This window comes from Mesorhizobium sp. LSJC285A00 (assembly GCF_000503155.1).
Classification (GTDB): domain Bacteria; phylum Pseudomonadota; class Alphaproteobacteria; order Rhizobiales; family Rhizobiaceae; genus Mesorhizobium.
In genome coordinates, this window is record NZ_AYVK01000003.1 from 133,637 (window position 1) to 160,187 (window position 26,551).

Here is a 26,551-nt window from a genome sequence, read left to right on the forward strand (position 1 = left end):
GCACCAGTGCTGCGTTGAGTCGATCTCCATCGTTGTCCACGGAACTTTCATGACGGGCGAATCTGCCATCTCTCGCGATCTGCCGACGAGTGTAAAATCGTCTTTCGGCGTGGCGTTGAGCACGGCGCCGATGGAAGCAAAGGCTGCCGACACGTTGCCGGCCGATGCTGGCCGATGGCAATACGAACCCAAATGGGACGGGTTCCGCTGCCTGGCCTTTAAAGCCGGCGCGGCCGTGGAGTTGCGTGCAAAATCCGGCAAGCCGTTAGGGCGGTATTTCCCGGAAGTCGTCGCGATGTTGCATGAACTGAAAACAAAAGAGTTCGTGGTCGATGGTGAGATCGTCATCGAAATTGCAGGCTCTCTTTCTTTCGACGCCTTGCAGATGCGGCTGCATCCGGCGGAAAGCAGGATCCGGAAACTGTCGGTCGCGACGCCGGCAAAGCTGATCCTCTTTGACATGTTGGCGACCTCCGAGGGCGTCTTGATGCAGCAGCCGCTCTCGGTTCGGCGCGCTGCACTCGAACTGTTCGTAAAGTCGGCCGGGCGAAAGGATCTCGAACTGTCTCGGGCAACGCTTGATTTGGCGGCGGCAGGCAGATGGCTAAGCCAATCCGGACAAGGTTCGACCGACGGGGTCGTTGCCAAGCTTCTCGATGACGAATATCGACCCGGCGAGCGCGCCATGATCAAAGTCAAGCGCCTGCGCACGGCCGATTGTGTCGTCGGAGGGTTCCGCTACCTGGCGAATTCGCGTGAAGTCGGCTCCCTGTTGCTTGGCCTGTACAATGACCAGGGGCAACTCGACCATGTCGGGTTCACTTCGACGATCGCCCGGGAGGACAGGGCCAAGCTTACGCGACAACTTGAAGCTTTGCGATCGGCTCCTGGCTTCACGGGAAAAGCGCCGGGCGGTCCCAGTCGGTGGAGCAAGGAAAGAAGCGGACAATGGGAGCCATTGCGGCCCGAACTGGTGGCGGAGGTGCGGTTCGATCATGTCACCGGGGATCGTTTCCGTCATGGCACCAAATTTCTGCGATGGCGTCCTGACAAAAGCCCGAAGCAATGCACGTTCGAACAGATACTTGGAAAATGAGGCTTGGCGAAGCGTCGGCAGGTCCACACTATGGAGACCAAATCCGTCAAGCATTCGGCGTTAGCCAAATCCAGTCGCATTTCACTGGCGATCTTGAACCCGGCGCCGAGATAAACGCCTTTGCAGGAGGATGCCGGACCAAACCCGTTGTTCAGTCTGTCACCACGCCTCGCTTTGGCGGATCACGGTTCTCGTCCGGATTAGGAACTGGCACTTCGTCGGGAAGAAGATCCGGCTCAGGCTCGCGTATGTCCGGCGTCCACGTCGGCGCATCCACTGGCGGCTCTTCGGTTGGCTCTGGTTTGGGGGGCACATCTATTCTCCGGGTTTCGCTTGGGCGTGGGGTTCGGCCCGCCACAGGTCGCGCGTCGCCGCGTCTGGAGGCGAAAGGGTCTTTTCACACCCCATGTATTTTACCGATGGCCAGCGGTCCTGGGGCTTGTCGGCGCTCGATCAGAGTCCTGCGTTCCGGCTCCTTTGAGCGCAACGTTGGCATCCGCTGCCTCTGGCTCTTTGAGGACTGCCCTGTCGACGTTCTTGATCTCGGCCATAACTTGGTGGCCAACGGGCAACCGCGAGAATTGTTCCGAGCGATTTAGGGCGGCTGGGGCTGCTGTGCGGACCTTCTGGCTGGGCAGTTATCAACTATGCTGTCTTGCGTTTCGGTGAGGCTCTCTTTGTGGATCTCGCCAGCCCTTCCTGTTTGAGGCTCTTCTTCAGCACCTCAGCGAGGTTGATGACATTCTCCTGTGGCCTTGGTGCGGGCTTCGGCAGCTTCTTGCCTTTGCGCTTTGCATCGATCATGGCGATCAGCGCGTCTTCATAGGTGTCTTCAAATTTCGAGGGATCGAAGGTCGTCACTTTTTTGTCAATAAGCATGCCGGCGATTTCGAGCAGATCGGGGTCGTATTTCTGCTTGGCCAATCCATCGAACACAGTGCTTTCCGAAACCATTTCGTTGTGGTTGCGAAGCTCGGTCATCACCATCCCCTTGCCACAGGGCTGAATCAGCACTTCGCGGCCGCGCTGGTAGAGCACCACGCAGGATCGAGCGGCCACGCCCTTGTTCTTCATGGCATCGCGGATCACTCCGTATGCTTCGATTGCGGCGCCGTCGGCCGGGATCAGATAGTAGGGCTTCTCGAGATAGCGCGTATCGATATCGTCAATCGATACGAATTCGCCGACTTCGAGCGTGTGCTTCGACGTCAGCTTCAACGCCTTTATGTCGTCAGGTTCGATCTGGAGAAATTCGTCCTTTTCGATCTCGAAACCCTTCACCTGATCCGCTGCATCCACCAGCTTTCCGGTCTCCTCGTCGGCGTAGACGCTCCTGACCGGCAGACCGTCCTTGCGGTTCAAAATCTTGAAATGGATCTTGGATGCTTCGCTGGTTGCGCCGACAATCTTCACGCCGCAAGTAACCGAACCAACCTTCAAGAAGCCCTTCCAGGCAGCACGTGGCGCGGCCATTTAGCGCTTATCCCGTTTCCAGCTAGGGCAACGCGTTTCCGTTCGAATTGTTCCTGCGACGGGGGCTCGGTGCACCGTGAATGTCCGGTGGGCGAAATCCTGTCGGTCTCGACAGCGATTTTCATCGGCACGGTGCATCTTTTGGCAACCTGTCGGCGTTGGAAGTGAGCCCATTTTGCCGAGGTGAGTTCCATGAAGCGTCGACGAGGGACGATTTGAAAACCGAGGCGCAACTCTCGGAAGACGCTGACCTCATCGTAAATCGTACAGTCCATTTCGTCGGAGTATGGATTGAGGAGCATGTGATCGAAAAGCCTGCTCTCATGCGGAAGGGCGTCGATGCCGCAGAGGAACTCGCAAGCCAATGCATCGCGGATGCAGACGAGGAAGGCATCGCCCCCGAGGACATTCAGGACGAAGTCGGGGACCTCAAGGAGTACATTGCCGAGATGATCGTGGAGCAAGGCGGTCGCGGCTCTGCAGTTAATTCTGAACATGAGCTACTTCTGCGCAACGGCCTCGGCGCCGCAGCTTCGCGTTGACCGGCTATATCGCCGCTCCAAGTCCAACAAGAGCATCATTGTTGAGAGGAACAAGTCATCGATCCCGCCCACTGGATAGCATTCGTGGGAACGGTCGTCCTGCTGCAGATGCCGCCCGGGCCGGATAGCATGCTGGTGACGGCGCGCGGCATAGGGCAGGGACGCAGGGTTGCGCTGTTCACGGTATTGGGGATGACGGCCGGCGCCGGCATGGTTCAGCTTCCTCTCATAGCGTTCGGTGTTTCGTCTCTCGTGCGAACCTCCCCACTAGCTTTTGGAGCACTGCAATGGCTTGGGGCGGCGTATCTCGTAAGGCTCGGGCTAGGGCTGGTCTTCACGAAGCCGGAAACACAGGCCTGGCCGGATACGACCCCGATCAAGGCCGTTGCCGCGGCACGGGAAGGCATGATTGCCAATCTGTTCAATCCGTGGCCCATCACGTTTATGGTAGCGTTCCTGCCTCAGTTCGTTGATCCGCATGGGAGTTCCGTGACGCTTCAACTGCTGCTGCTGGGAGCAACTCAGAAAATGACGGGCGTGTTGGTGTTGGGGACCTATGCCGTGGCCTCCGGCAGCATAGGCGCCTGGATCCTGAAGCGCCCTCGTGTGCGGCTTTGGCAGCAGCGGATCGCCGGCCTCTTCATTGTTGGCCTTGGGTTCCGAATGGCCTTTGGCGGCGGCGCAAGCCGTTAAGTTGCCGGGCCGGCGCCTGCATCCGCAGGAACCGAAACCGCACCATGAACATTGTCAGACACAAGCAGGAGAGTGTCATGCAAGTCGTTCGGACCGAAGTGGTGAATGCCAGGGCGCCAGACGGGCAGTCGGTTCGCCGGGTGATATTTTGCGGCGAGGGCGGCGACTGCGTTACGGTGGACATGGCAAACGTCGGGATACAAGCTGAAGATGACGTGCTTGCCCGCGCAAAGGCAATCCTGGTCCAGACAGCGACCTTTGATCTCGCAGCCAATGAATATGACGCGACCAGCAACGGCAATTTCGACCAGGTCGAGATAACCTCTGCAAGCGACGGCGCCGGCGACGTATATGTCTTTGAGTATCGCGATGGCGAAACCAGCCGACGCATACCGCCGTCGAGGATGGCGAGCCTTGAGGCGGCCCGGTCCGAAGCTATCCGCTGCGCAATCGATCTTCTCGCCGACCTGCAGCCTGGCACGGACGCTCTGTCCGGCTGGCTTGTGAGGGTATCCAACGAAAACGGTGAATTGCTTTACACTGTTGATGTGGCTGAGGCCGATGCAGCGCGGCAGGCAGGCCAGTAACCCAAACCCGACGGAATCCACCAGTGGCCGCCCAAGGATTGATTCACGGACCAATAGGCGACGATGGCCTGCATCTGTGCGTCGACATGCAGCGCCTGTTTGCGCCGGGTGGACCTTGGCCCGTGCCGTGGGCTGAAAAGGTGGTCCCGGCGATCGAAGAACTGGTCGCCAGACATGCCAGCCGTACCCTGTTCACGCGCTTCATTCCTGCCGCCCGCCCGGGCGAGGCGCCGGGAATGTGGGCAAACTACTATCGTCGGTGGGCGGAGGTAACCCTTTCCAACATCGATCCGCGCCTGATCGAGCTGATGCCTCAACTTGCACGATTTGTACCGCCGGCGACGGTGGTCGACAAACACGTCTATTCGCCCTGGACCGAGGGGCGGCTCGACGCGCTGCTGAGTGGCTCCGGCGTGCGTGCGCTCGTGATCACCGGTGGCGAAACCGACGTTTGCGTTCTCGCGACCGTGCTTGGCGCCATCGATCGTGGCTTTCGCGTCATTCTCGTCACCGATGCCATCTGCAGCTCTGCCGACCAGACCCATGACGCACTGATGGAAGTCTACCATTCCCGCTTCAGTGAGCAGATTGAGGCGGCCAGCATGGCGGAGGTGTTGGAGTGTTGGCCACAACTCACTCGCTGATCTGGTGGGCTTCAAGTGAAAGGGCCGACAATCTTCATTCTAGTCGGGCGGACTGTTTCAGTTGGCGGACGGCACTACAGTGAACGGGAAAACGTATATGAACGGCACGATTGCCTGATCTGGTCGCTCGCGTGAATCAGTGTCTGGAAGCGTACAAAGCCTTGCAGAGCTATCGACAGCGCGGCCAACCGTCATAGAATGAACAGGATACAGCGCCGAAGACTCGATGCCGGCATCTAGCAATCTTTGCGAGACATCCGGCGCCTCTGCCGTCGGCCTTCCGCAGGAAGGATGATGTGCTGAAAACCGAAGTCATTGACCTTGAAACCTATAGCGCAGTCTACGCGGTGATCTCTGGCTATCGCGCTGACGACATTATCTCGGCGGCGTTTGCGGTCGATGAAATCCGCGCAAGGTTTCCTGAGTGTCGCTGCGACGACGAGGAATTGGTCGGGCTTATGGTCCATGCCATGTCCGGCAAGAAAATTGCCGTGAGCTTCGACCACCGGGTGGAACCGGTCAGGCGGCGTGCTGCGCTGCCGATCGCTTCGGAGAGCAAAGGACTGCGATAATTGGACCACCATAGGTCCGTTGCGATTTTGGAAGACGAGGCGTTTATCGCGCTCGAACTTGAAGACATGTTGCGCGACGCGGGGTTCGACATCGCTGGGGTCTTTTCGTCCTGCGTCGACGCGCTGGAATGGTTCAGGGGCAGTTCTCCCGACATTGTTGTCATGGATATCGGCCTGGCGGACGGGGATTGCGTACGAATAGCTACGTTGCTTGACGCCCGAAACATCCCCTTTGTCGTCCATTCGGCAAGCTACGCCAATTCGGGTTTTCACGATCCGATTTTCCTTCAAGGGACATGGGTCGCAATGCCTGCCTCGCCTTCCGAGTTGCGCAACGCAATTCATGCCTCTCTGGCAATGGCAAACGGCAATGGCGTGTCGTGGTCGGCTAAAGCCCGATAAATCCACAACCGCATCATGAAATCCGGCGTTCAAACCAAGGCGCAATCGTCGGCCTGGAATTCACGGCACGATGGAACAAAATTGAAAATGCCGCGTTTGGGGTCTTGCGGCGCGATCCACCATTAGCCGCGGGGGCAACTTTATCCGTATAAATCCATAGGGCTGGGAGTGGCGCTGTGACCGTGCAGGCATCCAAGAAGCAATTGGACCGTCGAAGCATCCTGAATTCTCTGAAAGCTTTCCGGCGCGGCGATTTCTCCGTCCGCATCGACAATGTTTATGAAGGCCTCGATTCCGAGATAGCTGAGACTTTCAATGAGATCGCTGACCTCAACGACCAAGTGACGCGCGAGTTCGAGCGCTTGAGCCGGGTCGTCGGCAAGGAAGGGCGGATAGGCGAGCGCGGCCGGGTTCGCAATGCCACCGGCAGTTGGGAATCCAGTGTCCGTTCAGTCAATGATCTCATAGAAGACATGGTTCAGCCAACGGCTGAGGTTGCGCGCGTTATCGGCGCCGTCGCCAAGGGCGACCTGTCGCAGACCATGATGGTCGAAATTGACGGCCGACCGCTGCGCGGCGAATTCCTGCGCATCGGCAAGATCGTCAACACCATGGTCGGCCAGTTGGCCTCCTTCGCCTCCGAGGTGACGCGCGTGGCGCGCGAGGTCGGTACGGAAGGCAAGCTCGGCGGCCAAGCCCGGGTCAAGGGCGTCGCCGGCACGTGGAAAGATCTGACCGACAACGTCAACGCGATGGCCACGAACCTGACCGGGCAAGTGCGCAACATCGCGGAGGTCACGACCGCAGTCGCGTCGGGCGACCTGTCGAAGAAGATCACAGTCGATGTCAAGGGCGAAATCCTCGAACTGAAGAACACCATCAACACGATGGTGGACCAGCTTAATTCCTTCGCTTCGGAAGTGACGCGCGTGGCGCGCGAGGTCGGCACTGAAGGCAAGCTTGGCGGCCAGGCGCGCGTTGAGGGTGTTGGTGGCACGTGGAAGGATCTGACCGACAATGTGAATTCCATGGCCGAGAACCTGACTGGCCAGGTGCGCAACATCGCCGAAGTGACGACCGCGGTGGCTTTGGGCGACCTGTCGAAGAAGATTACTGTCGACGTGAAGGGCGAGATTCTCGAGCTGAAATCCACGATAAACACGATGGTGGACCAGCTGAATTCATTCGCGGGCGAGGTCACGCGCGTGGCACGCGAGGTTGGCACCGAAGGCAAGCTTGGCGGCCAGGCGCAGGTGCGCGGCGTCGCCGGCACCTGGAAGGACCTCACCGACAACGTCAACTCGATGGCCGAGAACCTGACCGGTCAGGTGCGCAATATCGCCGAGGTGACCACGGCGGTCGCGTCGGGCGATCTGTCCAAGAAGATCACGGTCGCCGTGCAAGGCGAAATCCTGGAACTCAAGGACACCATCAACACGATGGTCGACCAACTGAACTCCTTTGCCTCGGAAGTGACGCGCGTGGCACGCGAGGTCGGCACCGAAGGCAAGCTGGGCGGCCAGGCAGAGGTGAGGGGCGTCGGCGGCACATGGAAGGATTTGACCGACAACGTCAATCTCATGGCCGCCAACCTGACTGGCCAGGTTCGAAACATCGCAGAAGTCACCACCGCCGTGGCGCGCGGCGACCTGTCGAAGAAGATCACCGTCGACGTCAAAGGCGAGATACTGGAGCTCAAGGACACCGTCAACACGATGGTCGACCAACTGAACTCCTTCGCCTCTGAGGTCACGCGTGTGGCCCGCGAAGTGGGGTCGGAAGGCAAGCTTGGTGGCCAGGCGCATGTCGAAGGCGTCGGTGGCACCTGGAAGGATCTGACCGACAACGTCAACGCCATGGCCGGCAATTTGACGGTGCAGTTGCGTGACGTGTCGAAGGTGGCAACGGCCATTGCGACCGGCGACTTGACCCAGAAGATCACCGTCGACGCGCTGGGCGAGATCTTGCAGATCAAGGACGTCATCAACACGATGGTCGACCAGCTCAATTCCTTCGCTTCGGAAGTGACACGTGTGGCGCGCGAGGTCGGCTCCGATGGCAAGCTCGGCGGCCAGGCCCAGGTGCGCGGCATCGGCGGCACGTGGAAGGATCTGACCGAAAACGTCAACGCCATGGCGGCCAACCTGACCGGCCAGGTGCGCAACATCGCCGAGGTAACCACCGCCGTGGCGCTCGGGGACCTTTCGAAGAAGATCACCGTCGATGTCCGCGGCGAGATCCTGGAGCTGAAGGACACCATCAACACAATGGTGGACCAGCTTAATTCCTTCGCTTCGGAAGTCACGCGCGTGGCACGCGAGGTCGGCACGGAAGGCAAGTTGGGAGGCCAGGCGCAGGTGCGCGGCGTTGCCGGCACGTGGAAGGATCTCACAGACAATGTGAACTCGATGGCCGAGAATCTGACCGGCCAGGTGCGCAACATCGCCGAAGTCACGACCGCCGTGGCGCGCGGCGACCTGTCGAAGAAGATCACCGTCGATGTGAAGGGCGAAATCCTGGAGCTCAAGTCGACCATCAACACCATGGTGGACCAGTTGAACTCCTTCGCCGGCGAGGTCACCCGAGTCGCGCGTGAGGTTGGCACCGAGGGCAAGCTTGGTGGCCAGGCGCGCGTCGAAGGTGTTGCCGGTACCTGGAAGGACCTGACCGACAACGTCAACCTGATGGCGACGAACTTGACCAATCAGGTGCGCGGCATCGCCGATGTCGTGACGGCGGTCGCGCAAGGCAATCTCAGGCGCAAACTGACGGTCGACGCGAAGGGAGAGATCGCCCTGCTGGCCGACACCATCAACGGAATGATCGAGACGCTTGCCACCTTTGCCGACCAGGTGACCAACGTCGCCCGTGAGGTGGGCATCGAGGGCAAGCTCGGCGGTCAGGCGCGTGTGCCAGGTGCCGCCGGCCTCTGGCGCGACCTCACCGACAATGTCAATCAACTCGCTGCCAATCTGACCACCCAGGTGCGTGCCATCGCCGAGGTTTCGACGGCGGTGACCAAGGGCGATCTTACCCGTTCGATCAGCGTCGAAGCCTCCGGCGAGGTCGCCGCGCTGAAAGACAACATCAACGAGATGATCCGCAATCTGAAGGATCAGACGCTGAAGAATGCCGAGCAGGACTGGTTGAAGACCAATCTCGCCCGGTTTTCGCGCATGCTGCAAGGCGAGCGCGACCTTGCCACCGTCTCGCGGCTCATCATGTCCGAACTCGCTCCTCTGGTGAACGCCCAGTATGGGGTGTTCTACGTCACCAATCGCGACGAGGAGGAATCCTATCTTGAGCTGGCGGCTTCCTATGGCGCCGAGAGCAAGGCTGCCATCAAGCAGCGGCTTGATCTGCGAGAGGGCCTGGTTGGGCAAAGTGCCGCCGACAAGCGCGCCATCATGCTGGACAATGTGCCGCCAGAATTCCTTCGGGTCACATCTGGTCTTGGCAGCGCCTCGCCAGCCAATGTCATCATCCTGCCTGCTCTGTTCGAGGATGAAGTCAAAGCCGTCATCGAGCTCGCCTCGTTCGGCGAGTTTCGTGACACACACCAGTCGTTCCTCAACCAGCTCATGGAATCCGTCGGCATCGTTCTCAACACAATCGCTGCGACGATGCGCACGGAGGGCCTGCTCAAGCAGTCGCAACTGCTGACGTCGGAATTGCAAGCGCGTCAAACCGAGCTGACAAAAAAGCAGGAAGAGCTGCATGCGACGAACGAGGAGCTGCAGGAAAAGGCGCAGCTGCTCGAGAACGAAAAGAAGCAGGTCGAAAACAAGAATCTCGAAATCGAGATGGCGCGACGCGCGCTGGAGGAAAAAGCCGAGCAACTGGCGCTCACGTCGAAATACAAATCCGAATTCCTGGCCAATATGAGCCACGAACTGCGCACGCCGCTCAATTCGCTGCTCATTTTGTCAAACCTGCTGGCGACCAATCAGCACGGCAACCTCAACGAAAAACAGGTAGAGTTCGCCCGCACCATCAATTCGGCAGGAACCGATCTTCTCAGCCTCATCAACGATATCCTCGATCTGTCGAAGATCGAGTCGGGCACTGTTTCCATCGACATCAACGATATGCCGGTGACGCATCTTCGCCAGCATATGGAACGAACTTTTCGTCAGCTGGCAGCCGACAAGGGACTTGGCTTCACCATCAAGGTCGATCCGGCGCTTCCCGACACGGTCCGCACAGATGAGAAACGCTTGCAGCAGATTGTCCTCAACCTGCTTTCCAACGCATTCAAATTCACCTCGGAAGGCGAGGTCAGCCTGAACTTCCGGGTTGAAAAGGCCGGCCGCCGCAATGGCGCGACGCAGCCGGTGAAGGCTCTCGCGATCGCCGTCACCGACACCGGCATTGGCATTCCAGAAGACAAACAGAAGCTGATTTTCGAGGCCTTCCAGCAGGCCGACGGCACCACCAGCCGCAAGTATGGCGGCACCGGCCTTGGGCTCTCGATCAGCCGCGAGATCGCTCGCTTGCTTGGCGGCGAATTGCGGGTCGAAAGCACGCCGGGCAAGGGGTCGACATTTACCCTCATCATCCCGTTCGACGGCCCCCGCGTGACGACAGTACAGTCGACCTTGGCTCCGGCGGCGGAGGCGGTTGCTGCGACAGCTCTGCTCAGCAGTCCGCCCTCGGCAGAGCTGATCGACGACCGCGATTCAATCCTACCCACCGATCGGATCGTGTTGATCGTCGAAGACGATCCGACCTTTGGCGGGTTGCTGCTTGGCCTCGCCCGGTCGGCCGGGCTGAAAGGCGTTCTGTCGACTGCAGGTTCCGGCACGCTGGCATTGGCCCGCAAGCTCGTTCCCGACGCAATCACACTTGATCTCGGACTTTCGGATATCGATGGCTGGGTGCTTTTCGATCTGCTGCGGCATGACCAGAAGACGAGGGGAATTCCTATCCATGTCATCTCGGGTGCCGAAGACATCGACAGTCTCGCACGCAAGGGGGCGTCCAGCATTTCCACCAAGCCCGTTTCCTCGGACGAGCTGATGAAGGTGTTTCAGGATATCCACTCGAAGAAGCTCCGCGTTCAGCGCCGCGTTCTGGTCGTGGACCCTGACCCGGAGCGGCGTCTGGCTCTGGTCGAGGCAATCCGCGACGGCGTAACGTCGGTCACCGCGATCGGTCGTGTTGCGGCAAATGCAGAAGACGTTGGCCTCGCCTTCTATGATGCCGTCGTGCTCGGCTTTGGACGCTCCGCCAAGGACAACGCAAAGGCGCTGGACGAGATCACCGGCCAATTCGGCGAAGCCTTGCCGCAGCTGCTGTTCTTTACACCTCACCCGGACGCGCTTGAACAGGTACTGGCATTGAACCCGGCCTTGGCGGAAGCACCGCGGGCGGAGAACTTCGCTCAATTGGCGCTGCATATTTCGGCAACGCTGCCGGGAGAAGGTCGCCAAGAGGCCTGGGCAGGAACTGAACACAACGGCAAGTCCGATCTCGCCGGGGCGAAAGTTCTCATCGTCGACGACGACATTCGTAACATTTATTCGCTCACGAGTGTTCTGGAGACCTATGACATACAGGTTCTGCATGCCGAGCGGGGCCGTGATGGCATCGCGCTTCTTGAACAGGCGCCCGATGTCGACGTGGCATTGATCGATATCATGATGCCGGAGATGGACGGCTACGAGACGATGCGGCGGATTCGCGGCACACCGGCGATTGCTCATATCCCGCTGATTTCCGTCACCGCAAAGGCGATGAAGGGGGATCGGCAAAAATGTCTGGATGCCGGGGCTTCCGACTACATCGCCAAACCCGTCGATCTGGATCTCCTGCTGGCGCTGCTTCGTGTCTGGATCGGACGTGCCCGATCCCGTGTCGAGAGCCCGGAAAAAATTCTCCTGGCAGCGAACTGACGGCCGTTCGATGCAAAAGCTGGCAAGAAACAGGGTAAGGAAACTTGAGGTGGCAGCTCTTGCCGAAGGGCCGGCAAGAGCCCGTATCCTGGCGGTGGACGACGATGAGCGCAATCTGCTGGCGATCAGCGAAGTGCTCGCGACTATCGGAGAGGTCATCTGCGCCCAATCGGGCGAAGAGGCTCTGCGCTTTTTGCTGAAAGAGGAGTTCGCCGTCATTCTCCTGGATGTCCTCATGCCAGGGTTGGACGGGTATGAAACGGCCGCACTTATCCGCCAGCGCGAGCAATCCAAGCGCACCCCAATCATCTTCTTGACCGCCATCAACAAGGAGGATGCGCATATGCTGCGCGGCTATGATGCCGGCGCGGTCGACTATGTGTTCAAGCCATTCGATCCGATCATGCTGCGTTCGAAAGTCGCGGTTTTCGTCGAACTCCACGAGAAGACGCTCGAGATCCAGCGCAAGGCGGAGGTCGAGCAGGGACTATTGGCGCAGGCGTTGCAGGCGCACAAGGACAAGCTTCAGGCCGAACGCGCGCTGCGCAGCGCCGAGCAACGGCAGGATGCCATCCTGAATTCGTTGCCGGTCTGCTTTCATGCTCGGGCAGCCGAGCCACCCTTCGCGGCGCGCTTTGTTACGGAGGGCGTCGAGCGCTTGACCGGCTTTGCGCCTGAATACCTGACATCGGATCCGGAGTTCGGTCTCAACCGCGTTCATCCCGACGACCTGCCGCGATTGAAGCAAGCGCTGCTGGCGGCCAAAACCACCGGCTCCTATACGTGCGAGTTCCGCTGGCATTGCGCCAATGGCGAGTATCGCATTTTTCTCGACCAGGGCGTGATGTCGGACGGGTCAGATGGCCGTGAACCGGAAATTATCGGCACATTGCTTGACATCACGGAGCGGCGCGGTCTTGAGGATCAGCTGCTTCAATCCCAGCGCATCGACGCTATCGGCAAGCTAACCGGCGGCCTGGCGCATGATTTCAACAACCTGCTCGCCGCAATTCTCAGTGGGTTAGGGCTGCTTGAACGCCGGGCTACGTTGGATGATCAGGCGCAACAGGTACTCGACCTGACGCGGCGTTCTGCAAAACAAGGCGCTGACCTTGTCGCGCGAATGCTGGCATTCTCGCGGCGCCAGACCCTGAAGCCGGAAGCGGTGCGCCTTGCTGCGCTGGGCGACACGATGAACGGATTGGTGGCGCCCGTGCTGGGGGGGTTGATCCGTTTCGACTGGCAGATCGATGACACGATCTGGCCGGTGCATGTCGATGCAGGCCAACTTGAATTGGCCTTGATGAATCTGGTTTTCAACGCGCGTGACGCCATGCCCTCTGGCGGGACAATAACCGTGCATGCGCAGAATCGATCGATCGGGACGCCAACAGAGGATATTCCGCCGGGCGACTATGTCATGATCGCCGTCAAGGACACCGGATCCGGCATACCCCCCGATCTTGTCGCCAAGGTCGTCGAACCGTTCTTCACCACCAAGCCGGTCGGTAAGGGAACGGGCCTCGGCCTCAGCACGGTCTACGGCTTCATGAAGCAGTCAGGTGGGACACTTCGCATAGAAAGCGTCGTCAACCGCGGAACTACCATGCAACTCTGGCTGCCACGATCGACCGAACAGCCGGTCGATCCTGTGGTGGAACCCGACATTGAACGAGCGTTCGCCGATGCCGGGATGGAGCACCCATCAATCCTCCTGATCGACGACAGCCATGTTTTGCGGCAATTGACCGCCGAGTCCCTTCGCCAGCGTGGTTTCGAGGTGACCTGCGCGGGAGGAGGGGCGGAGGCGCTGGCCATGATGGAGCGCACTCCCGACGAGTTCGACGTCATTATCACCGATTTCGCCATGCCACTCGTATCCGGCGTCGACGTGATCCGCTTCGCGCGCAATTTGCGCTCGGACTGGCCAGCGGTCATGATCACGGGCTATGCCGATGCCCGGGAGATTGCCGATCGGCCAGCCGACGTGCCCTTGCTCGGCAAGCCCTTCCGGGACGAGGATCTGTTCGAAGCGATTTTCCTCGCGATAGAGAATGCGGCCCCCCAAAGGATCAAAACCGGCTAGCGCTTAGGGGTTGTCAACGGTCTGGCCACGTCGCAAAGGGCCGCATTCCTGATCGGCAATCTTGGTCATTCGCAACAGGCGGCGCTACCAGCGTTCCTCGGTGTCGCGGTCCGGTAGGTCTATTCCGCAGCACACCCAACCAAGGCGCTGCGCTGAACCGTAGTTGTACCGAGGCTCCCGGTGAGCCGGATCATCGAAAGTACCGACGTGCAGCGCGATCTCGGTTGGCGATGCGTCGTAGCAAAGGCTGAGCGGCGACCCGCATTCTGGGCAGAAGCCTCTTTGCGCAATCGGCGAAGACCTTCGATATGTTGGCTTTCCGGAATTCCAGGTCAGGCTTTGGCAGGGCATCCAGGCAAGAACTGCAAACGCGCTGCCGGTCGCTCGTCTGCACATATCGCAGTGGCAGTAGTGAATCCTCGGTTCGATCCCGACGCTGAATCGGATCCTGCCACAGAGACATCCGCCATGGATGGCCAAGGAACCGGGCAGGCGCTTGCCAACCTCACGCATCAAGATCGATCAAGGCGGCGCCGAACGCTCCGATCGCAGTCAAAGAGGCACTGCCGAGGTTTTGGTCGGTTGCGAAGGCTGTCAGCGCGGCGAAGGCTTCTTCGCCGAGGTCGAGCACCACGACGAAAATTCTTTGCCCGCTGACCTGATTAGCGAGCTTGGGTTTCATGGCGTTCCGAATCTGTTGCGGAGCAGTTAATGGGCATGGTGCTCGGCATTCCGCTTGCGGGTTGCCGCTGCCTTCTTTGCCGATTCCGATCGGCTTGCGGCTGACCGTGAAGCCGATGCCTTGCCGCCGCTTTTCCCACCCTTGTGGGCCGCGGGGTGTCCGGTGTGTTTACCACGACCCGAGCCGCCTTCTTTCTTGCCGCCGCCATCGTCCTTGTTGACGGTCGCCCATGCCCGGCGCTCGGATTCCTTCTCGGAAACACCGCGCTTTTCATAGCCTTCGGCAATGTGGTCGGCTTTGCGTTCCTGTTTGTCGCTGTATTTCGATTTGTCGCCTCGTGGCATGGTCGTTCTCCCGGCTCAATGATGTTTGAACGGGATGCCGGCGGGAGAGTTCCAAGTGGAAATTCAGAAAACTGAAACGCGGGCGAGGATTTCGACCAACACGGGCCGTGGCGGGTGCCGTGAAGCGGCGGCGCACGGCACCGATCACGCTTTTCTTGAAGCGATCGAGCGCGGCAAGCGTCTCCCTGGAGACGACGTCGTCGCGTGCCAGCGCGCCGTCTACTCGGTAGCCAACGCAATGAAATACGTTCCGCGACCTCAGTAGCCACCGACCACCGGCAGGATCTCTCCCGTGATGTAACTCGAGCAATGCGACGAGGCGAGGAACACGTAAGCCGGGGCAAGTTCTTCCGGTTGCGCTGGCCGTTTCATCGGCGTATCCGCGCCGAATTTCGAGACGTCGTCGGCTTCCTTGTCCGAAGGGTTGAGCGGCGTCCACACCGGACCTGGCGCGACCGCGTTTACCCGGATGCCCTTGCCGACCAGATTGCCCGAAAGCGCTCGCGTGAAGGCATGAATGCCGCCCTTGGTCATCGAATAGTCAACCAGTTGCTTGGAACCGTCGATGCCGGTCACCGAACCGGTATTGATGATCGCGGAGCCCGGCTCCATGTGCGGCACGCTCTCCTGCGCCATATGAAAATAGCCGTAAAGATTGGTCTTCAGCGTCGTGTCGAAATGTTCCTCGGTCAGGTCGTTGAAGTCACTGGAATGGATTTGGAAAGCGGCGTTGTTGACCAGCACGTCGATCCTGCCGAATTTTTCGACCGTCAGCGCCACGGCGTTGCGGCAATGCTCGCGTTCACTGACATCGGCTTTTATCAGTATGCAACGCCGGCCTTCCTTTTCGACGGCGTTTTTGGTCGCTTCGGCGTCCCTGTCTTCACTCAAGTATACGATCGCAATGTCGGCGCCCTCGCGGGCGAACAAGACTGCCACCGAACGGCCGATGCCGGAATCACCACCCGTGATAAGCGCTACCTTGTCATCGAGTTTTTTCGATCCGAGGTAGTAAGGCGCATCGTAGAGCGGAGCGGGCTCGATCGCCCATTCATGCCCCGGTTTGGGTTGATGCTGCTCGGGAAAAGGTGGCTCGGGATATTTGCGGGCGCCGGCTTGCATCGCTTGTTGCATTTTGCCAATGCTCTTCGTCTCGTCTTTGGCGTCGATACCACGCTGGATATGGCGTTGCTTGGCGGCTTCGGCTGAAGTCTGCGACTTAGTCTGCATGGCTTTCTCCTGTGCTCGGAGAACGAACAACGCATGCCGGGCAAAAAAGTTTGCGCAAATATCTCGATCCCGAAAGGGCTCGCCATTGCGAACAGCCTGCGAGGGGCGTGGAGCATTGGTCGTCAATAAGATCGGAATTGCCATGCCGGTGCCGTTCACACAAACACCACATTCATTACCCGCTCAAAGCACGCTCTTTTCAGAGCCATAGGGTTTGGCAATGCGGACCATGCCTTTCGTCCGAAGGCGCTGGTATAAATAGAAAATCGTCATCAAGCCGCTTGCTGCTCCAGCACCAAGACACAGCGCGAGCAATAGTTCTGCACCGACACCAAACGCAAGCAGAGTAACGCCCGCCGCAGCGACGATGGCATTTATGAATGCGATCATAGTAGCTGCAGTGGTCAGGTACGCCAGGAGAGGCCCAGTACGAAGAGAAGGTTCGGCGTCATTTTCGGGCCAGCGACCGAATTCCTTGGAAAACTGGAAGGCAGCCTCGTCGCCCAAAGTTCGATAGTAGGCTCTGATCCGGGCAATGCCGATATGGGCCTGCATGTTCTCAGCGGCGATGTCGACCAACCTCAAGACGGTAAAGGCACCCAGTAAAAAGACCGATGGCAGCACAACCGCGACAAACGGCAGGAAGAACTCGGAGGACTGCGTAACAAAGCCCGTTGCCACCAGAGCGCTCGACAGAGCCATAATGTAGATGGTCGTCCGCGACGCCATTTCACTTATGGACGTGCTGATCGCTGTCTGCTGCACGAAATGCTCTGTCGTCAGGGCCGCGAGAAACGAAGCATCGGGTGTCGGCGTGTCAGCCATGGAGTATGCTCCTGTCGGGTCGACCTGAGTTTTTCTTCGATATAGCGCTTGCGAGGCTGGCCGCCACTGGATGCTCCCGACGTCTGACCCATGCCGGTTTTATTGTGCCATATCCAGCGAGCCCGCATCACCGATCAGAAAGGGCCGATCATGTGGTCAGCAGACGCTGGCCATATCGCAGGCGAAATGTCTGCCGCGGTCAATCTGTATGGCCTCCTGTTGGGGATCCGGGTCGAAGCGCATTCGCGGCGCGGTTGCAGTTGGGAGCGGTTCCGCGGCGGCGCTGATGCGAGTTCGCGCATTCGTGGCAGCGGCCTCGAAACAAATTCGGTCTCTAGGCCGGCAACGCGAATTCACCGGCAAGTTCAATGGTGCGGGCTTGCGGGCCGACTTTTCGGTGGCGAAGCCCATGACCACGGTCCACCAGACTCATAAATCAGCAGCCCGGATCCTGCCTACTGCGGTAGCTCCAGGCCCTGCCGCAATCCTGTCGCGACGACTGAGACCCTGAATTTTCCGGCGAGTGCCCGGTCGAATATGGCGCCGACGATGATGTCGGCGTCGGCGTCGACCTCCTCGCGGATGCGGGTGGCGGCCTCATCGACTTCGAACAGCGTCATGTCCATGCCGCCCGAGATCGAGACCAGGACGCCCTTGGCGCCGATCATCGAGGCTTCGTCGAGAAGCGGGTTTGCTATCGCCGCTTCGGCGGCCTTCCTGGCGCGGTCCTCGCCCGTGGCTTCCCCGGTACCCATCATTGCGCGACCCATGTCGCGCATCACCGACTTCACGTCGGCGAAGTCGAGATTGATCAGCCCCTCCTTGACGATGAGATCGGTTATGCAGCCGACGCCGGAATAAAGGACGCGATCAGCCATGGCGAAGGCGTCCGCGAAAGTCGTCTTTGCGTCGGCGATCCTGAAGAGGTTCTGGTTCGGAATAACGATCACGGTATCGGCGCATTCGCGAAGCTGCTCGATGCCCTCTTCGGCGGCTTGCATGCGGCGCTTCCCTTCGAAGGTGAACGGCTTGGTGACGACGGCCACGGTCAGGATGCCGGCTGCCCGTGCAGCGTTCGCTATGACGGGCGCGGCACCGGTTCCAGTTCCGCCTCCCATGCCGGCGGTCACGAAGCACATATGGGTTCCCGCAAGGTGGTCCCTGATCTCGTCGATCGATTCCTCGGCTGCCGCGCGGCCGACCGCGGGCAGCGACCCGGCGCCCAGGCCTTCCGTGACATGGGCACCCAGCTGGATCAGCCGCGATGCTTTCGACATGGTCAGTGCCTGGGCATCGGTGTTGGCGACGATGAACTCCGCACCCTGCAGATTTTCGGCAATCATGTTGTTGACCGCGTTGCCGCCGCCACCGCCCACACCAATGACGGTTATCTTCGGCCGCATTTCCGAGATGACGGGCCTTGCCGCGGTGCTCATCGTCTTGTCTCCTTGGAATTGATCGACAAAAAAGTTCCCGGAACGCGCCGCTTGAACACGCCAGGTGCAAGAATCAGGTTCTATCGCCTTGGCACAGGGAATCAGAGGGTGAACTTTGCGGCAAGACAAGATGTGGGACTTGTACCATATACGCCTGAACGAGCCGACCTTTTGGACGAGTCTCCAGCCAATTTCCGGAATTGGCCCGGCTTCTGGCCAGCGAAAATCCACAATCCGGGATCCAACCCCTTCAAGCTTCACGCGCCCGCCTCACGCGCCAGAACCTTGAGAATCTGGCGGCCGATCGACGCCTGACGCTTAGCGGATCGGCATCTTGCCGCGAAACAACGGCTGATGGGCCCGCATCAGAGCGGCAATCCGGTCGGCAATCTTTCGTACCGGCGGGGAGTGGCGTTCCTCATGGTGGGTGACGATCCACTGGTCGGTTTCGAGTTCTGGGATAGGATGAGCGACGCGAACCAGCCGCGGATCGCTGTCACCGACGAAGCACGGAAAGATCGAAAGGCCGGCGCCTGCGGCCACCAATTCGCGCACTGAATGGGTGTTGTTGCCGCGCACGGCGATGCGATCGCCGTGATGGGCTTGCAGCCAGCGCGCCGAGGCAATGTTTGCCCCTTCGCCGGTGACGCCGACGAACAACCCGGCGGCGATGCCGTTGATCAGGTGGCGTCCGGAATAGATGGCATACGCGACCTTGCCGCTCTGACGGCCGGCCAGCCACTGTTCGGTCGGGCGCTCGCTGCGGATGCCGATATCGGCGGCGCGGCGACCGATGTCGACCCGGTCGGTGGTGGTGACGAGTTCCACCCTGATGCCGTCATCGACGGTCCAGATTTCGCCGATATGGGTGGAAACGAAGGCCGAGGTCCATGGCCCGGCCGAGACGCGGACAATGCGGTCGGGCAGGTTTCCCTCGCGCCAGCGGGTTAGCGACTGCATTGCTGCTTCGACGTCTTCGGCGCGCCGCAGCAGTTCTTCACCGACCGGGGTTAGTCGGTAGCCGGTCTGCTGACGTACGAACAGCGCTTCGCCGATCTGCTTTTCGAGCGCGGTGACGCGTCGTCCGAGTGTGGCTGCGCTGAGGCGCGTGGTTGCCGTCGCCGCGCTCAGGCCACCCAGCCGCGCAACGTCGAGAAACAACCTCAGATCGTCCCAGCCAATATCCATTTTGCAGAAATGAAAAACTCCTTGCGACCGTGGCTGTAGCGCGAAGCGGACATCATGCGCAAGTATGCAGCCGTTGGAGGCGCTGGAAATTCCTGCCCTGGTGGGACAATGACAGGCACCTCGGTTGGCCAGGAAGTCAGTCCAATCCTTTGATCGTGCATACGCTTTGCGCGATTGCTTTGCGTTTTCGACCAACTCAAGAGCGTGAGGTATTTCGCTCTCAAGGAGACGATCATGTTGCATGAACTTCGACACCGTTTCGCCCGCTGGCTTGCCTATCGCCAGACGCTTGCGAGCTTGAGGCGGCTTCCAGACAGCATATTGGCGGATGCGGGCCTTTCTCGCGAAGAGATCCGCGAGCGTGCCCGCGACGCCAGCCTGCGTCGCTGAGATTGGAGGCGGGCATGCAGAGAATGGAGCCGGCGGCGAGAAGCAATCAGGCGTCGTCTCCTCACTGCTGAGCTGCGGCTGAATGCGCCAATACGGTTGCCACGCTTGATGCCGCCGCAGTTTCGCTCCACATCGTGAGGGATGAAGACCGAGAAATCCGAGCGGCGTCGGACCTTGCTGTGGGCCTTGCCCGCATCGCTGGTCCTGCATGCGCTCATCACCGCGTTCCTGGTCTATGGCCTGCCCGTGCCTGCCCAGCAGCCGCAGGAGGAGGAACCGGTCAATGTCGCACTCGTCCCGCCACCCGAACCGCCGAAGCCTGAGCCCCCGCCGCCTCCAAAGCCTGAAGCGCAAAAGCAACCGGAACCGAAAGTAGAAAAGCCTGTAGCGGAAAAGCCGCCGGCGCTCGAGGTGCTGAAACCTGTATTCCAGTTCGGCGACAAGGATACCGGCCCCAGGAAATCCCTGGATGGAGCCAGCGCGCAGGATAATTCGCCGACACCGGTCAAGGACAAGGATACGAAGCCGCCAGGTGAGCCGAAGGACGTCGAGAGCAAACCAGCCGCGTCGCCAGACTCCGGGGAGCCGGCGGGTACGACCAAGACCGAGGAGAAGCCGGCAACCGCAGCCTCCGAGCCGACCCAGGAGAAGCAGGCAACCGAGGACGCGAGCAAGCAGGGAGCAGACAAACAAGAGCCGCAAGATGCTGACAAGCAAGCAGCCGCGACGCCGTTGGCCACCCCCGGCGATGATGGTGAACTCGAGCTTCCTGCATCGGCCCAGGCGCCGAAGGCCAGGCCCGAAAACGCGCCGAAGCGCAGCCCTGCAAAGGTCTCGAAGCCTGGAGGCGGAGGCGCCAGGAAGCCTAGCTCCACGGAGGTGGCCTCAGCCGGGGCTTACTCGGGCCTTCCGGGCGTCCGCGAGCTCTTCTCGCACGGCGCTACCGGCAATGCATTCGGCACCACCGCGACCGACGGCATGTCTCGCGGTGAGCGCGTTGCCACACTTTGCGCCAACGTGTTGGCCGAGGAGCTGAAGGGCGCCGAGTTTTCTCCCGAGTGGCTACCAATGAGACCGCTGAAGTCGGGCAATATTGTTATAGATCCGGATGCGGCCTTTCGCGCAACGATCGGATGGTACCATGTGAGCTTCCGGTGTGAGGTCGACACCGACGCGACGCGAGTGTTGTCCTTCGACTCTCGTGTCGGGTCTGCCGCCTCGCCAGCCGAAAGCGCTCAGCTTGAACAGGAACTTCGCCGGCAGCACTCGGGGGGATAGCCTGCGCGTTATCATGCCCACGCGCTGGGCGACTGGTTTATGTAGCACCAAGGCGCTGTGATTTGGGTGCCGCGTGGTTGCATCTCAATCCGCCGGGCGGTTGGCCTTGCGCCACTCCTCATATTCGCCGCGGGCATCGTCATGCAGCGGATAGTAGCGCTGCAGCGGTGCGCCCTGCATCAGCTTCTCTCGCGAGAACTCTTCCCAATCGTGATGCTTCCGGGATTCTTCGATCACCTTTGCGGCCATTGCGACGGGAAGCACTACCACCCCATCGTCGTCTGCGATGATAATGTCGCCCGGGATCACCGTGACACCGCCGCAGGCGATCGGAACGTTGACGGCGTTCGGATAGATGCTGGTTTGCACATGGTAGTTGGGCGTCCAGCCGCGCAGCCATAGCGGCAGATCGAGCTTTTCGACATTCGGCCGGTCGCGCATGCATCCATCGATGACGATACCCGCGCCGCCTCTGCCCTTGAAGTAGGTCGACATCATATCGCCGAAGACGCCCGAGCTCATGTCACCGCGCGCGTCGACGACGACCACATCGCCTTCCTGCGCGTGATAGAGCACGTGCCGGTGCAGTTGCGTTTCCGGGTCGGCGTATTCTCCCTCGCTGAAGAGGTCCGGCCGCTGCGGCAGGAACTGCAGCGTCAGCGCCGGCCCGACGATCGACTTCCCATGGTTCTGCGCCACCGGACCGACCATGTGCGGATTGCGGAAACCCATGTGGCCTAGCGTGCCGGCAACCGTCGCGGCGCCGATTTCCCTCAGGGCGTCAATGAGGTCTTTGGGCGGTCGCGTGATGTCAGGGATATGCGTCATTGTGGACTCCGGTTGAGATGGAACTACCAGTTCGTAACAGACCCGTCCCGGCGCCTGAGGTGAGGCGCTTCCCAGAAACGAAAAGCCTCCGCCCGGACCGCCGCTTCGTTGACCTCGACGCCGAGCCCCGGCAGGTCGCTTACCGGATAGTCGGGACCGTCGAGCCGTGGCTGCACGGGGAAGAAGTCGGAATTGTCGAAGCCCAGCTTCGTCTCGGGTTCCCTGGTCTCGAGCCACGCGAAGTTGGGTACCGCGGCGGCGAGATGCAGGGTCGCGGCCGTGCACACCGGACCAAGCGGATTGTGCGGCATCAGGTCGACATAGTGCGCCTCGCTCCAGCCGGCGACTTTCATCGCCTCGGTGAGCCCGCCGACATTGCAGACATCGAGACGGTTGAACTGATGGATGCCGCGCTCGATGTAGGGCAGGAACTGCCACTTGCTGGCAAATTCCTCGCCGATGGCAAAGGGAATGTCGGTCATCCTGCGCAGGGATTCGTAGGCTTCAGGTGTCTCGTCGCGGATCGGCTCCTCGAGAAAATCAAGCACGCCGCGGCCGAGCTTGTTGCAGAAGCTCGCCGCCTCTGCCACCGACAGCCGATGATGATAGTCGATGCCGAGAACGACGTCGTCGCCAAGCGCCTCGCGCGCCTTGTTCAGCATGCTCGCGGTAGCGCCGATCGACTCGCGGGGTTCGAAGATGTCCCTGCTGCTTTGCCCTGCGGGGAAGAAGCGGATCGCCTGCCACCCCCGTGCGCGCAGCTCCCGGGCTCGTTCGATGGCGACGTCGCCCTCGGCCTCGTCTCCGGTCGAGGCGAAGGTGGGGATGCAGTCGCGCTGCTTGCCGCCCAGCAGTTCGTAGACAGGCACCCCCAGCGCCTTGCCTTTGATGTCGTGCAGGGCGATGTCGATGGCGGAAATCGCCGCCTGCAGAACGCGCCCGCCCTCGAAGTACTGGCTGCGATATGCCTCCTGCCAGATCCGCCCGATCTGCATCGGGTCACGGCCGATGAGAAACTCGCGAAAATGCTCGACCGCGCCGGCAACGGCCTTTTCGCGCCCGCTCAAGCCGCTCTCGCCCCAGCCGAAGACGCCTAGGTCGGTCTCGATCTTGACGAGCATCTGATTGCGCGTTCCAACCCACACAGGATAGGGCTTGATCGCGGTGATCTTAAGCTTTTCAGTCATCCCCAACGTTCCCAATGAACCCCGTCTTGTCTCAGCCGGCCTTGAGGGCCAGTTCAGTTTCGCCATCGAACAGATGCAGCCGCTCCTGGTCGAACTCGAGCCAGATCTGCTCGTCAGGTGCGACGGCGATGTTGGGGGACACGCTGATGTTGACGATGGCGCCTGACAGCAACGCCTGCACGAAGGTGACGTCTCCGGTCGGCTCCACTGTATAGGCCTTGGCCGGGACGCTGCCTGGCGCCGCGCTCTTGTGGAGCCTGATGGTCGAGTGACGTGCGCCGAGCACGACTTTCCTCGACGTTGCTCCCGCAACCTTCCGGGCGTTGAGGGGCGAGAGCTCAAGGCTCCAGCCCTCCGCGCCGGTCAACGCAGTGTTGCCGTTTGCTGTCGATGCCTCCAGTGGAACAAGGCTCATCGCCGGGCTGCCGATGAAGCTGGCGACGAACATGTTCACCGGATGGGCAAAGACCTGCGCCGGAGAATCGTATTGCAACAGGTAGCCGCCGTTCATCACCGCCATCTTGTCGGCCATGGTCACGGCTTCGAGCTGGTCGTGCGTGACATAGATGATGGTCGCCTTGAGGTCCTGGTGGAAGCGCTTGATCTCCGAGCGCATCTGGACGCGCAGTTTGGCGTCGAGGTTGGAGAGCGGCTCGTCCATGAGGAAAACGGCAGGGTCGCGGACGAGGGCGCGCCCCAAGGCGACACGTTGCTGCTGCCCGCCTGAAAGTTCGCGCGGCTTGCGCTCGAGCAGGTGCGTCATGTCGAGCACGCGCGCCGCTTCCTTGACCTTCCTGTCGATCTCGTCCCTGGGCAGCTTGCGCATCTGCAGCGGGAACGCCAGGTTCTTGTAGACCGATTTCTGCGGGTAGAGCGCGTAGTTCTGGAACACCATCGCGATGTCCCGGTCCTTGGGGTCGAGGTCGTTGACCACGCGGTCGCCGATGACGATGTCGCCCGATGTGACCGGGATCAATCCCGCGACAAGATTGAGCGTGGTTGTCTTGCCGCAGCCCGAAGGGCCGACGAGCGCAACGAACTCGCCGTCATTGACCGTCAGCGAAACGTCGTTGACAGCTTTGAAGCCGCCATAGGTCTTGACGAGATCTCTCAGGACCACGTGGGCCATCGGCAACTCCCTACGGCATGATGCCGAAAAGTGTGAAGCGGTTTTCGGACGACATCATGCTCTATCTCTTTGATTTAGAGGCGGATTCAGATTTCAGGTCGAACAGACCTGACATCATCCGGCTCTAGTGTTTGACCGCGCCTTCTGTAAGGGCGCGTACGAAGTATCGTTGCAGGAGGAGGAACAGCACCACGACGGGCACGCTCATCATGAAGCTGGCCGCCATCAGGCCCGGAAAGTCCGTCGTATTCTCCGAGAAGAAACGCTGTATGCCGACCGGCAGGGTCAACTGCTCGTTCTTGGAAAGGAAGGTGTAGGCATAGATGTACTCGTTCCAGGCGCCAATGAAGGAATAGATCGCTGTGGCGATGATTCCGGGCGTCGAGAGAGGCATCACGATCAGGATGAAGGCCTGGAACCGGGTCGCCCCATCGATCCGCGCCGCCTGCTCGAGCTGCACCGGAATGTTGTCGTAAAAGCCCTTGAGCAGCCAGATCGCCAGCGGCAGGCCGAAGGTGAGATAGGTGAGAATGAGCGAGCCATGCGTGTTCACCAGCCCGATCGCGCGCATCAGGATGAAGAGCGGCACGAGAAAGATCACCGCGGGGAACATGTTGCGCAAAAGCACGGTGAAGAACAGGAAGTTTCGACCGGGGAAACGAAAGCGCGAAAAGGCGTAGGCCGCAGGAACGGCCACGATCACCGAAAGGATTGTGGTGACGGTCGACACGTAGAGGCTGTTCCAGAAAAAACGCAGGAAGTCCTGGCCGACGCTGTTTTGCGGATCGAGCAGCTTCTGGTAGCTGGCGAGGGTAGGCTCTTCCGGCCACCACTGCGGCGGGAACTGCATCGCCGCGAAGCCGGACTTGATCGAGGTGATCAGCATCCAGATCATCGGCAACGCGGTGTAAAGCAGCATGAACACGAGGAAGATGCGCCCGGCCCAACGCCATCCGTCGATGCGCATGCGGCGCCGGGCCGGACGTCGAGGGACTGTCTCGACGATCGTGCTCATGCGCTCCCCTCGTTGCGCTCGTTGCCGGCCAGCGCACGGACGTAGAAGTAGCCCAGCACCATCAGCATGAGGAACAGGAGTACCGAATAGGCCGATGCGACGCCCCATCGCTGCCGGCCGAAGGCGAGCTCATAAATGTGGGTGATCCAGATGTGTGAAGCGTTCGACGGCCCGCCACCGGTCATGATCCACGGGATGATGAAGGAATTGAAATTGGCCACTGCGAGCAGCAGGATCGTCACCGTCGAGACGTTGCGCAGATGCGGGAAGGTGACGTGCCAGAAACGCTGCCATGCATTGGCCCCGTCGACTTCCGCGGCGCGCAGCAACTGGTCGGGGACCGTCTGCAAGCCGGCCATCATCATGATCATGGCAAACGGAAACTCGCGCCAGATGTTGACGACGATCAAGGAGGGCAGCACCGTGCTGACGTTGTCGATGAAGTTCGGCGGCCGGTCTGCCAATCCGAGGCCGACCACCACCGCGCCGATGATGCCGAAGTCCGAATGGTAGATCCACTTCCAGATATAGGAGGCGGCAACCGCGCTGATGACCCAGGGAATGATCAGGATAGCGCGCAGGACACCCCGGCCGATAAACTCGCGGTGGAGGGCCAGCGCGGCGGCAAATCCCAAGGCAAAGGCAACGAAGGTAGATGCGATCGTCCAGATCAGGGTGTTCAAGGTGACTTTCCAGAACACCTGACTGGTGACGATGGCCGTGTAGTTGTCCAATCCGATAAAGGTCTTGTCGCGGAGCTGCAGGCCAGGCGGCGTCTTAAAGAACGACAGCTCGACCGTGTAGTAGATCGGATAGGCGATGACGATGAGCATCACGGCGATCGCTGGAAGCACGTAAGCGTAGTCGGCGCGATGCTCCCAGATATTCCGCAGCACGCCGGAGCTACCGGGTTGCAATCTTCGGCGAGCCTCGGCCTTGCCGGTCACGATCGTCACGATGGCGTGCCCTTGTTGTTAGGAGCAAACCGGCTGCACGCACTGTCGGCACAGCCGGTCGGATCGCAGGTCAG

Annotated in this window: 24 protein-coding genes; 12 read left to right on the forward strand and 12 right to left on the reverse strand. The window is 60.4% G+C overall.

The features are described from left to right. Positions 1-49 precede the first annotated feature (49 nt). Positions 50-1,096, forward strand: coding sequence for an ATP-dependent DNA ligase (locus X726_RS163555; RefSeq protein ID WP_023668076.1), 1,047 nt, complete (start codon positions 50-52; stop codon positions 1,094-1,096). A 645-nt stretch (positions 1,097-1,741) separates the two neighbouring features. Here X726_RS163555 and X726_RS163550 read toward each other — a convergent pair. Beyond that, positions 1,742-2,569 (reverse strand): Ku protein, encoded by an 828-nt coding sequence (locus tag X726_RS163550; RefSeq protein ID WP_023668077.1) that lies wholly within the window; start codon positions 2,567-2,569, stop codon positions 1,742-1,744. A gap of 80 nt (positions 2,570-2,649) precedes the next feature. Between X726_RS163550 and X726_RS163545 the strand changes: the two genes are divergently transcribed. From X726_RS163545 to X726_RS163515, 8 genes are all read left to right on the forward strand, one after another. Further along, entirely contained in the window at positions 2,650-3,111 is a 462-nt protein-coding gene (locus X726_RS163545; protein ID WP_023668078.1) for a DUF768 domain-containing protein, read from the forward strand. A gap of 84 nt (positions 3,112-3,195) precedes the next feature. Continuing rightward, complete coding sequence (locus X726_RS163540) at positions 3,196-3,804, forward strand: LysE family translocator (RefSeq protein WP_245272054.1); 609 nt, start codon at positions 3,196-3,198, stop codon at positions 3,802-3,804. Positions 3,805-3,905: 101 nt separating this feature from the next. Next, on the forward strand, positions 3,906-4,391 hold the full coding sequence (locus tag X726_RS163535; protein WP_156940609.1) for a hypothetical protein: 486 nt from the start codon (positions 3,906-3,908) through the stop codon (positions 4,389-4,391). 23 nt (positions 4,392-4,414) lie between these two features. Beyond that, on the forward strand, positions 4,415-5,035 hold the full coding sequence (locus X726_RS163530) for an isochorismatase family cysteine hydrolase (protein ID WP_023687850.1): 621 nt from the start codon (positions 4,415-4,417) through the stop codon (positions 5,033-5,035). A gap of 296 nt (positions 5,036-5,331) precedes the next feature. Beyond that, positions 5,332-5,607, forward strand: a complete 276-nt coding sequence (locus X726_RS163525; RefSeq protein WP_023668082.1) for a hypothetical protein — start codon at positions 5,332-5,334, stop codon at positions 5,605-5,607. Further along, a complete protein-coding gene (locus tag X726_RS1000000167920; protein WP_023668083.1) occupies positions 5,608-6,009 on the forward strand; it encodes a response regulator in 402 nt (133 codons plus the stop codon). Positions 6,010-6,191: 182 nt separating this feature from the next. Then, positions 6,192-11,903, forward strand: coding sequence for a HAMP domain-containing protein (locus X726_RS163520; protein ID WP_031195793.1), 5,712 nt, complete (start codon positions 6,192-6,194; stop codon positions 11,901-11,903). 10 nt (positions 11,904-11,913) lie between these two features. Further along, on the forward strand, positions 11,914-13,989 hold the full coding sequence (locus X726_RS163515; RefSeq protein WP_023704642.1) for a response regulator: 2,076 nt from the start codon (positions 11,914-11,916) through the stop codon (positions 13,987-13,989). Positions 13,990-14,494: 505 nt separating this feature from the next. On the opposite strand, the gene X726_RS26625 is transcribed toward X726_RS163515, so the two are convergent. Beyond that, positions 14,495-14,671, reverse strand: a complete 177-nt coding sequence (locus X726_RS26625) for a hypothetical protein (RefSeq protein ID WP_023668086.1) — start codon at positions 14,669-14,671, stop codon at positions 14,495-14,497. Between the two features lie 26 nt (positions 14,672-14,697). After that, a complete protein-coding gene (locus X726_RS163510) occupies positions 14,698-15,015 on the reverse strand; it encodes a hypothetical protein (protein WP_023668087.1) in 318 nt (105 codons plus the stop codon). A gap of 55 nt (positions 15,016-15,070) precedes the next feature. Between X726_RS163510 and X726_RS163505 the strand changes: the two genes are divergently transcribed. Then, positions 15,071-15,280, forward strand: coding sequence for a hypothetical protein (locus X726_RS163505; RefSeq protein WP_156933213.1), 210 nt, complete (start codon positions 15,071-15,073; stop codon positions 15,278-15,280). Here X726_RS163505 and X726_RS163500 read toward each other — a convergent pair. The 4 genes from X726_RS163500 to X726_RS163485 form a co-directional block, all read right to left on the reverse strand. Next, complete coding sequence (locus X726_RS163500; protein ID WP_023668089.1) at positions 15,274-16,245, reverse strand: SDR family oxidoreductase; 972 nt, start codon at positions 16,243-16,245, stop codon at positions 15,274-15,276. The two genes, X726_RS163505 and X726_RS163500, sit on opposite strands and share 7 nt — an antisense overlap. Positions 16,246-16,428: 183 nt before the next feature. After that, positions 16,429-17,070 carry a hypothetical protein gene (locus X726_RS163495; RefSeq protein WP_023668090.1) on the reverse strand — a complete coding sequence of 214 codons (642 nt, stop codon included), beginning with the start codon at positions 17,068-17,070 and terminating at the stop codon, positions 16,429-16,431. A 455-nt stretch (positions 17,071-17,525) separates the two neighbouring features. Beyond that, a complete protein-coding gene (gene ftsZ, locus X726_RS163490; protein ID WP_023668091.1) occupies positions 17,526-18,506 on the reverse strand; it encodes a cell division protein FtsZ in 981 nt (326 codons plus the stop codon). Positions 18,507-18,824: 318 nt separating this feature from the next. Further along, a complete protein-coding gene (locus X726_RS163485) occupies positions 18,825-19,694 on the reverse strand; it encodes a LysR family transcriptional regulator (RefSeq protein WP_023668092.1) in 870 nt (289 codons plus the stop codon). Positions 19,695-19,928: 234 nt separating this feature from the next. Here X726_RS163485 and X726_RS163480 point away from each other — a divergent pair, with 234 nt between their 5' ends. Together X726_RS163480 and X726_RS163475 are read left to right on the forward strand one after the other, a co-directional pair. Then, the gene (locus X726_RS163480; protein ID WP_023712171.1) at positions 19,929-20,084 is read left to right on the forward strand and encodes a DUF1127 domain-containing protein; all 156 of its coding nucleotides are present in this window, start codon (positions 19,929-19,931) and stop codon (positions 20,082-20,084) included. Between the two features lie 141 nt (positions 20,085-20,225). Beyond that, entirely contained in the window at positions 20,226-21,362 is a 1,137-nt protein-coding gene (locus tag X726_RS163475) for a DUF930 domain-containing protein (RefSeq protein WP_023668094.1), read from the forward strand. 84 nt (positions 21,363-21,446) lie between these two features. Here the strand turns inward: X726_RS163475 and X726_RS163470 are convergent, their stop codons facing one another. The 5 genes from X726_RS163470 to X726_RS163450 form a co-directional block, all read right to left on the reverse strand. Next, a complete protein-coding gene (locus X726_RS163470) occupies positions 21,447-22,190 on the reverse strand; it encodes a ribonuclease activity regulator RraA (RefSeq protein ID WP_023668095.1) in 744 nt (247 codons plus the stop codon). 23 nt (positions 22,191-22,213) lie between these two features. Then, a complete protein-coding gene (locus X726_RS163465; RefSeq protein ID WP_023668096.1) occupies positions 22,214-23,377 on the reverse strand; it encodes a mandelate racemase/muconate lactonizing enzyme family protein in 1,164 nt (387 codons plus the stop codon). Between the two features lie 31 nt (positions 23,378-23,408). Further along, entirely contained in the window at positions 23,409-24,506 is a 1,098-nt protein-coding gene (locus X726_RS163460; RefSeq protein ID WP_023668097.1) for an ABC transporter ATP-binding protein, read from the reverse strand. A gap of 124 nt (positions 24,507-24,630) precedes the next feature. Then, on the reverse strand, positions 24,631-25,521 hold the full coding sequence (locus tag X726_RS163455; protein WP_023714612.1) for a carbohydrate ABC transporter permease: 891 nt from the start codon (positions 25,519-25,521) through the stop codon (positions 24,631-24,633). Continuing rightward, positions 25,518-26,477, reverse strand: coding sequence for a sugar ABC transporter permease (locus tag X726_RS163450; protein ID WP_023668100.1), 960 nt, complete (start codon positions 26,475-26,477; stop codon positions 25,518-25,520). Before X726_RS163450 ends, X726_RS163455 begins: the two co-directional genes overlap by 4 nt. Positions 26,478-26,551 lie beyond the last annotated feature (74 nt).

Coding starts and splice junctions, on each gene's coding strand:
- X726_RS163460 (WP_023668097.1), bottom strand. CDS start 24,506: ATGGCCCACGTGGTCCTGAGAGATCTCGTCAAGACCTATGGCGGCTTC.
- X726_RS163550 (WP_023668077.1), bottom strand. CDS start 2,569: ATGGCCGCGCCACGTGCTGCCTGGAAGGGCTTCTTGAAGGTTGGTTCG.
- X726_RS163470 (WP_023668095.1), bottom strand. CDS start 22,190: ATGACGCATATCCCTGACATCACGCGACCGCCCAAAGACCTCATTGAC.
- X726_RS163480 (WP_023712171.1), top strand. CDS start 19,929: ATGTTGCATGAACTTCGACACCGTTTCGCCCGCTGGCTTGCCTATCGC.
- X726_RS26625 (WP_023668086.1), bottom strand. CDS start 14,671: ATGAAACCCAAGCTCGCTAATCAGGTCAGCGGGCAAAGAATTTTCGTC.
- ftsZ (WP_023668091.1), bottom strand. CDS start 18,506: ATGAGCACCGCGGCAAGGCCCGTCATCTCGGAAATGCGGCCGAAGATA.
- X726_RS163555 (WP_023668076.1), top strand. CDS start 50: ATGACGGGCGAATCTGCCATCTCTCGCGATCTGCCGACGAGTGTAAAA.
- X726_RS163465 (WP_023668096.1), bottom strand. CDS start 23,377: ATGACTGAAAAGCTTAAGATCACCGCGATCAAGCCCTATCCTGTGTGG.
- X726_RS163495 (WP_023668090.1), bottom strand. CDS start 17,070: ATGGCTGACACGCCGACACCCGATGCTTCGTTTCTCGCGGCCCTGACG.
- X726_RS163545 (WP_023668078.1), top strand. CDS start 2,650: ATGTCCGGTGGGCGAAATCCTGTCGGTCTCGACAGCGATTTTCATCGG.
- X726_RS163500 (WP_023668089.1), bottom strand. CDS start 16,245: ATGCAGACTAAGTCGCAGACTTCAGCCGAAGCCGCCAAGCAACGCCAT.
- X726_RS163475 (WP_023668094.1), top strand. CDS start 20,226: ATGAAGACCGAGAAATCCGAGCGGCGTCGGACCTTGCTGTGGGCCTTG.
- X726_RS163510 (WP_023668087.1), bottom strand. CDS start 15,015: ATGCCACGAGGCGACAAATCGAAATACAGCGACAAACAGGAACGCAAA.
- X726_RS163485 (WP_023668092.1), bottom strand. CDS start 19,694: ATGGATATTGGCTGGGACGATCTGAGGTTGTTTCTCGACGTTGCGCGG.
- X726_RS163455 (WP_023714612.1), bottom strand. CDS start 25,521: ATGAGCACGATCGTCGAGACAGTCCCTCGACGTCCGGCCCGGCGCCGC.
- X726_RS163515 (WP_023704642.1), top strand. CDS start 11,914: ATGCAAAAGCTGGCAAGAAACAGGGTAAGGAAACTTGAGGTGGCAGCT.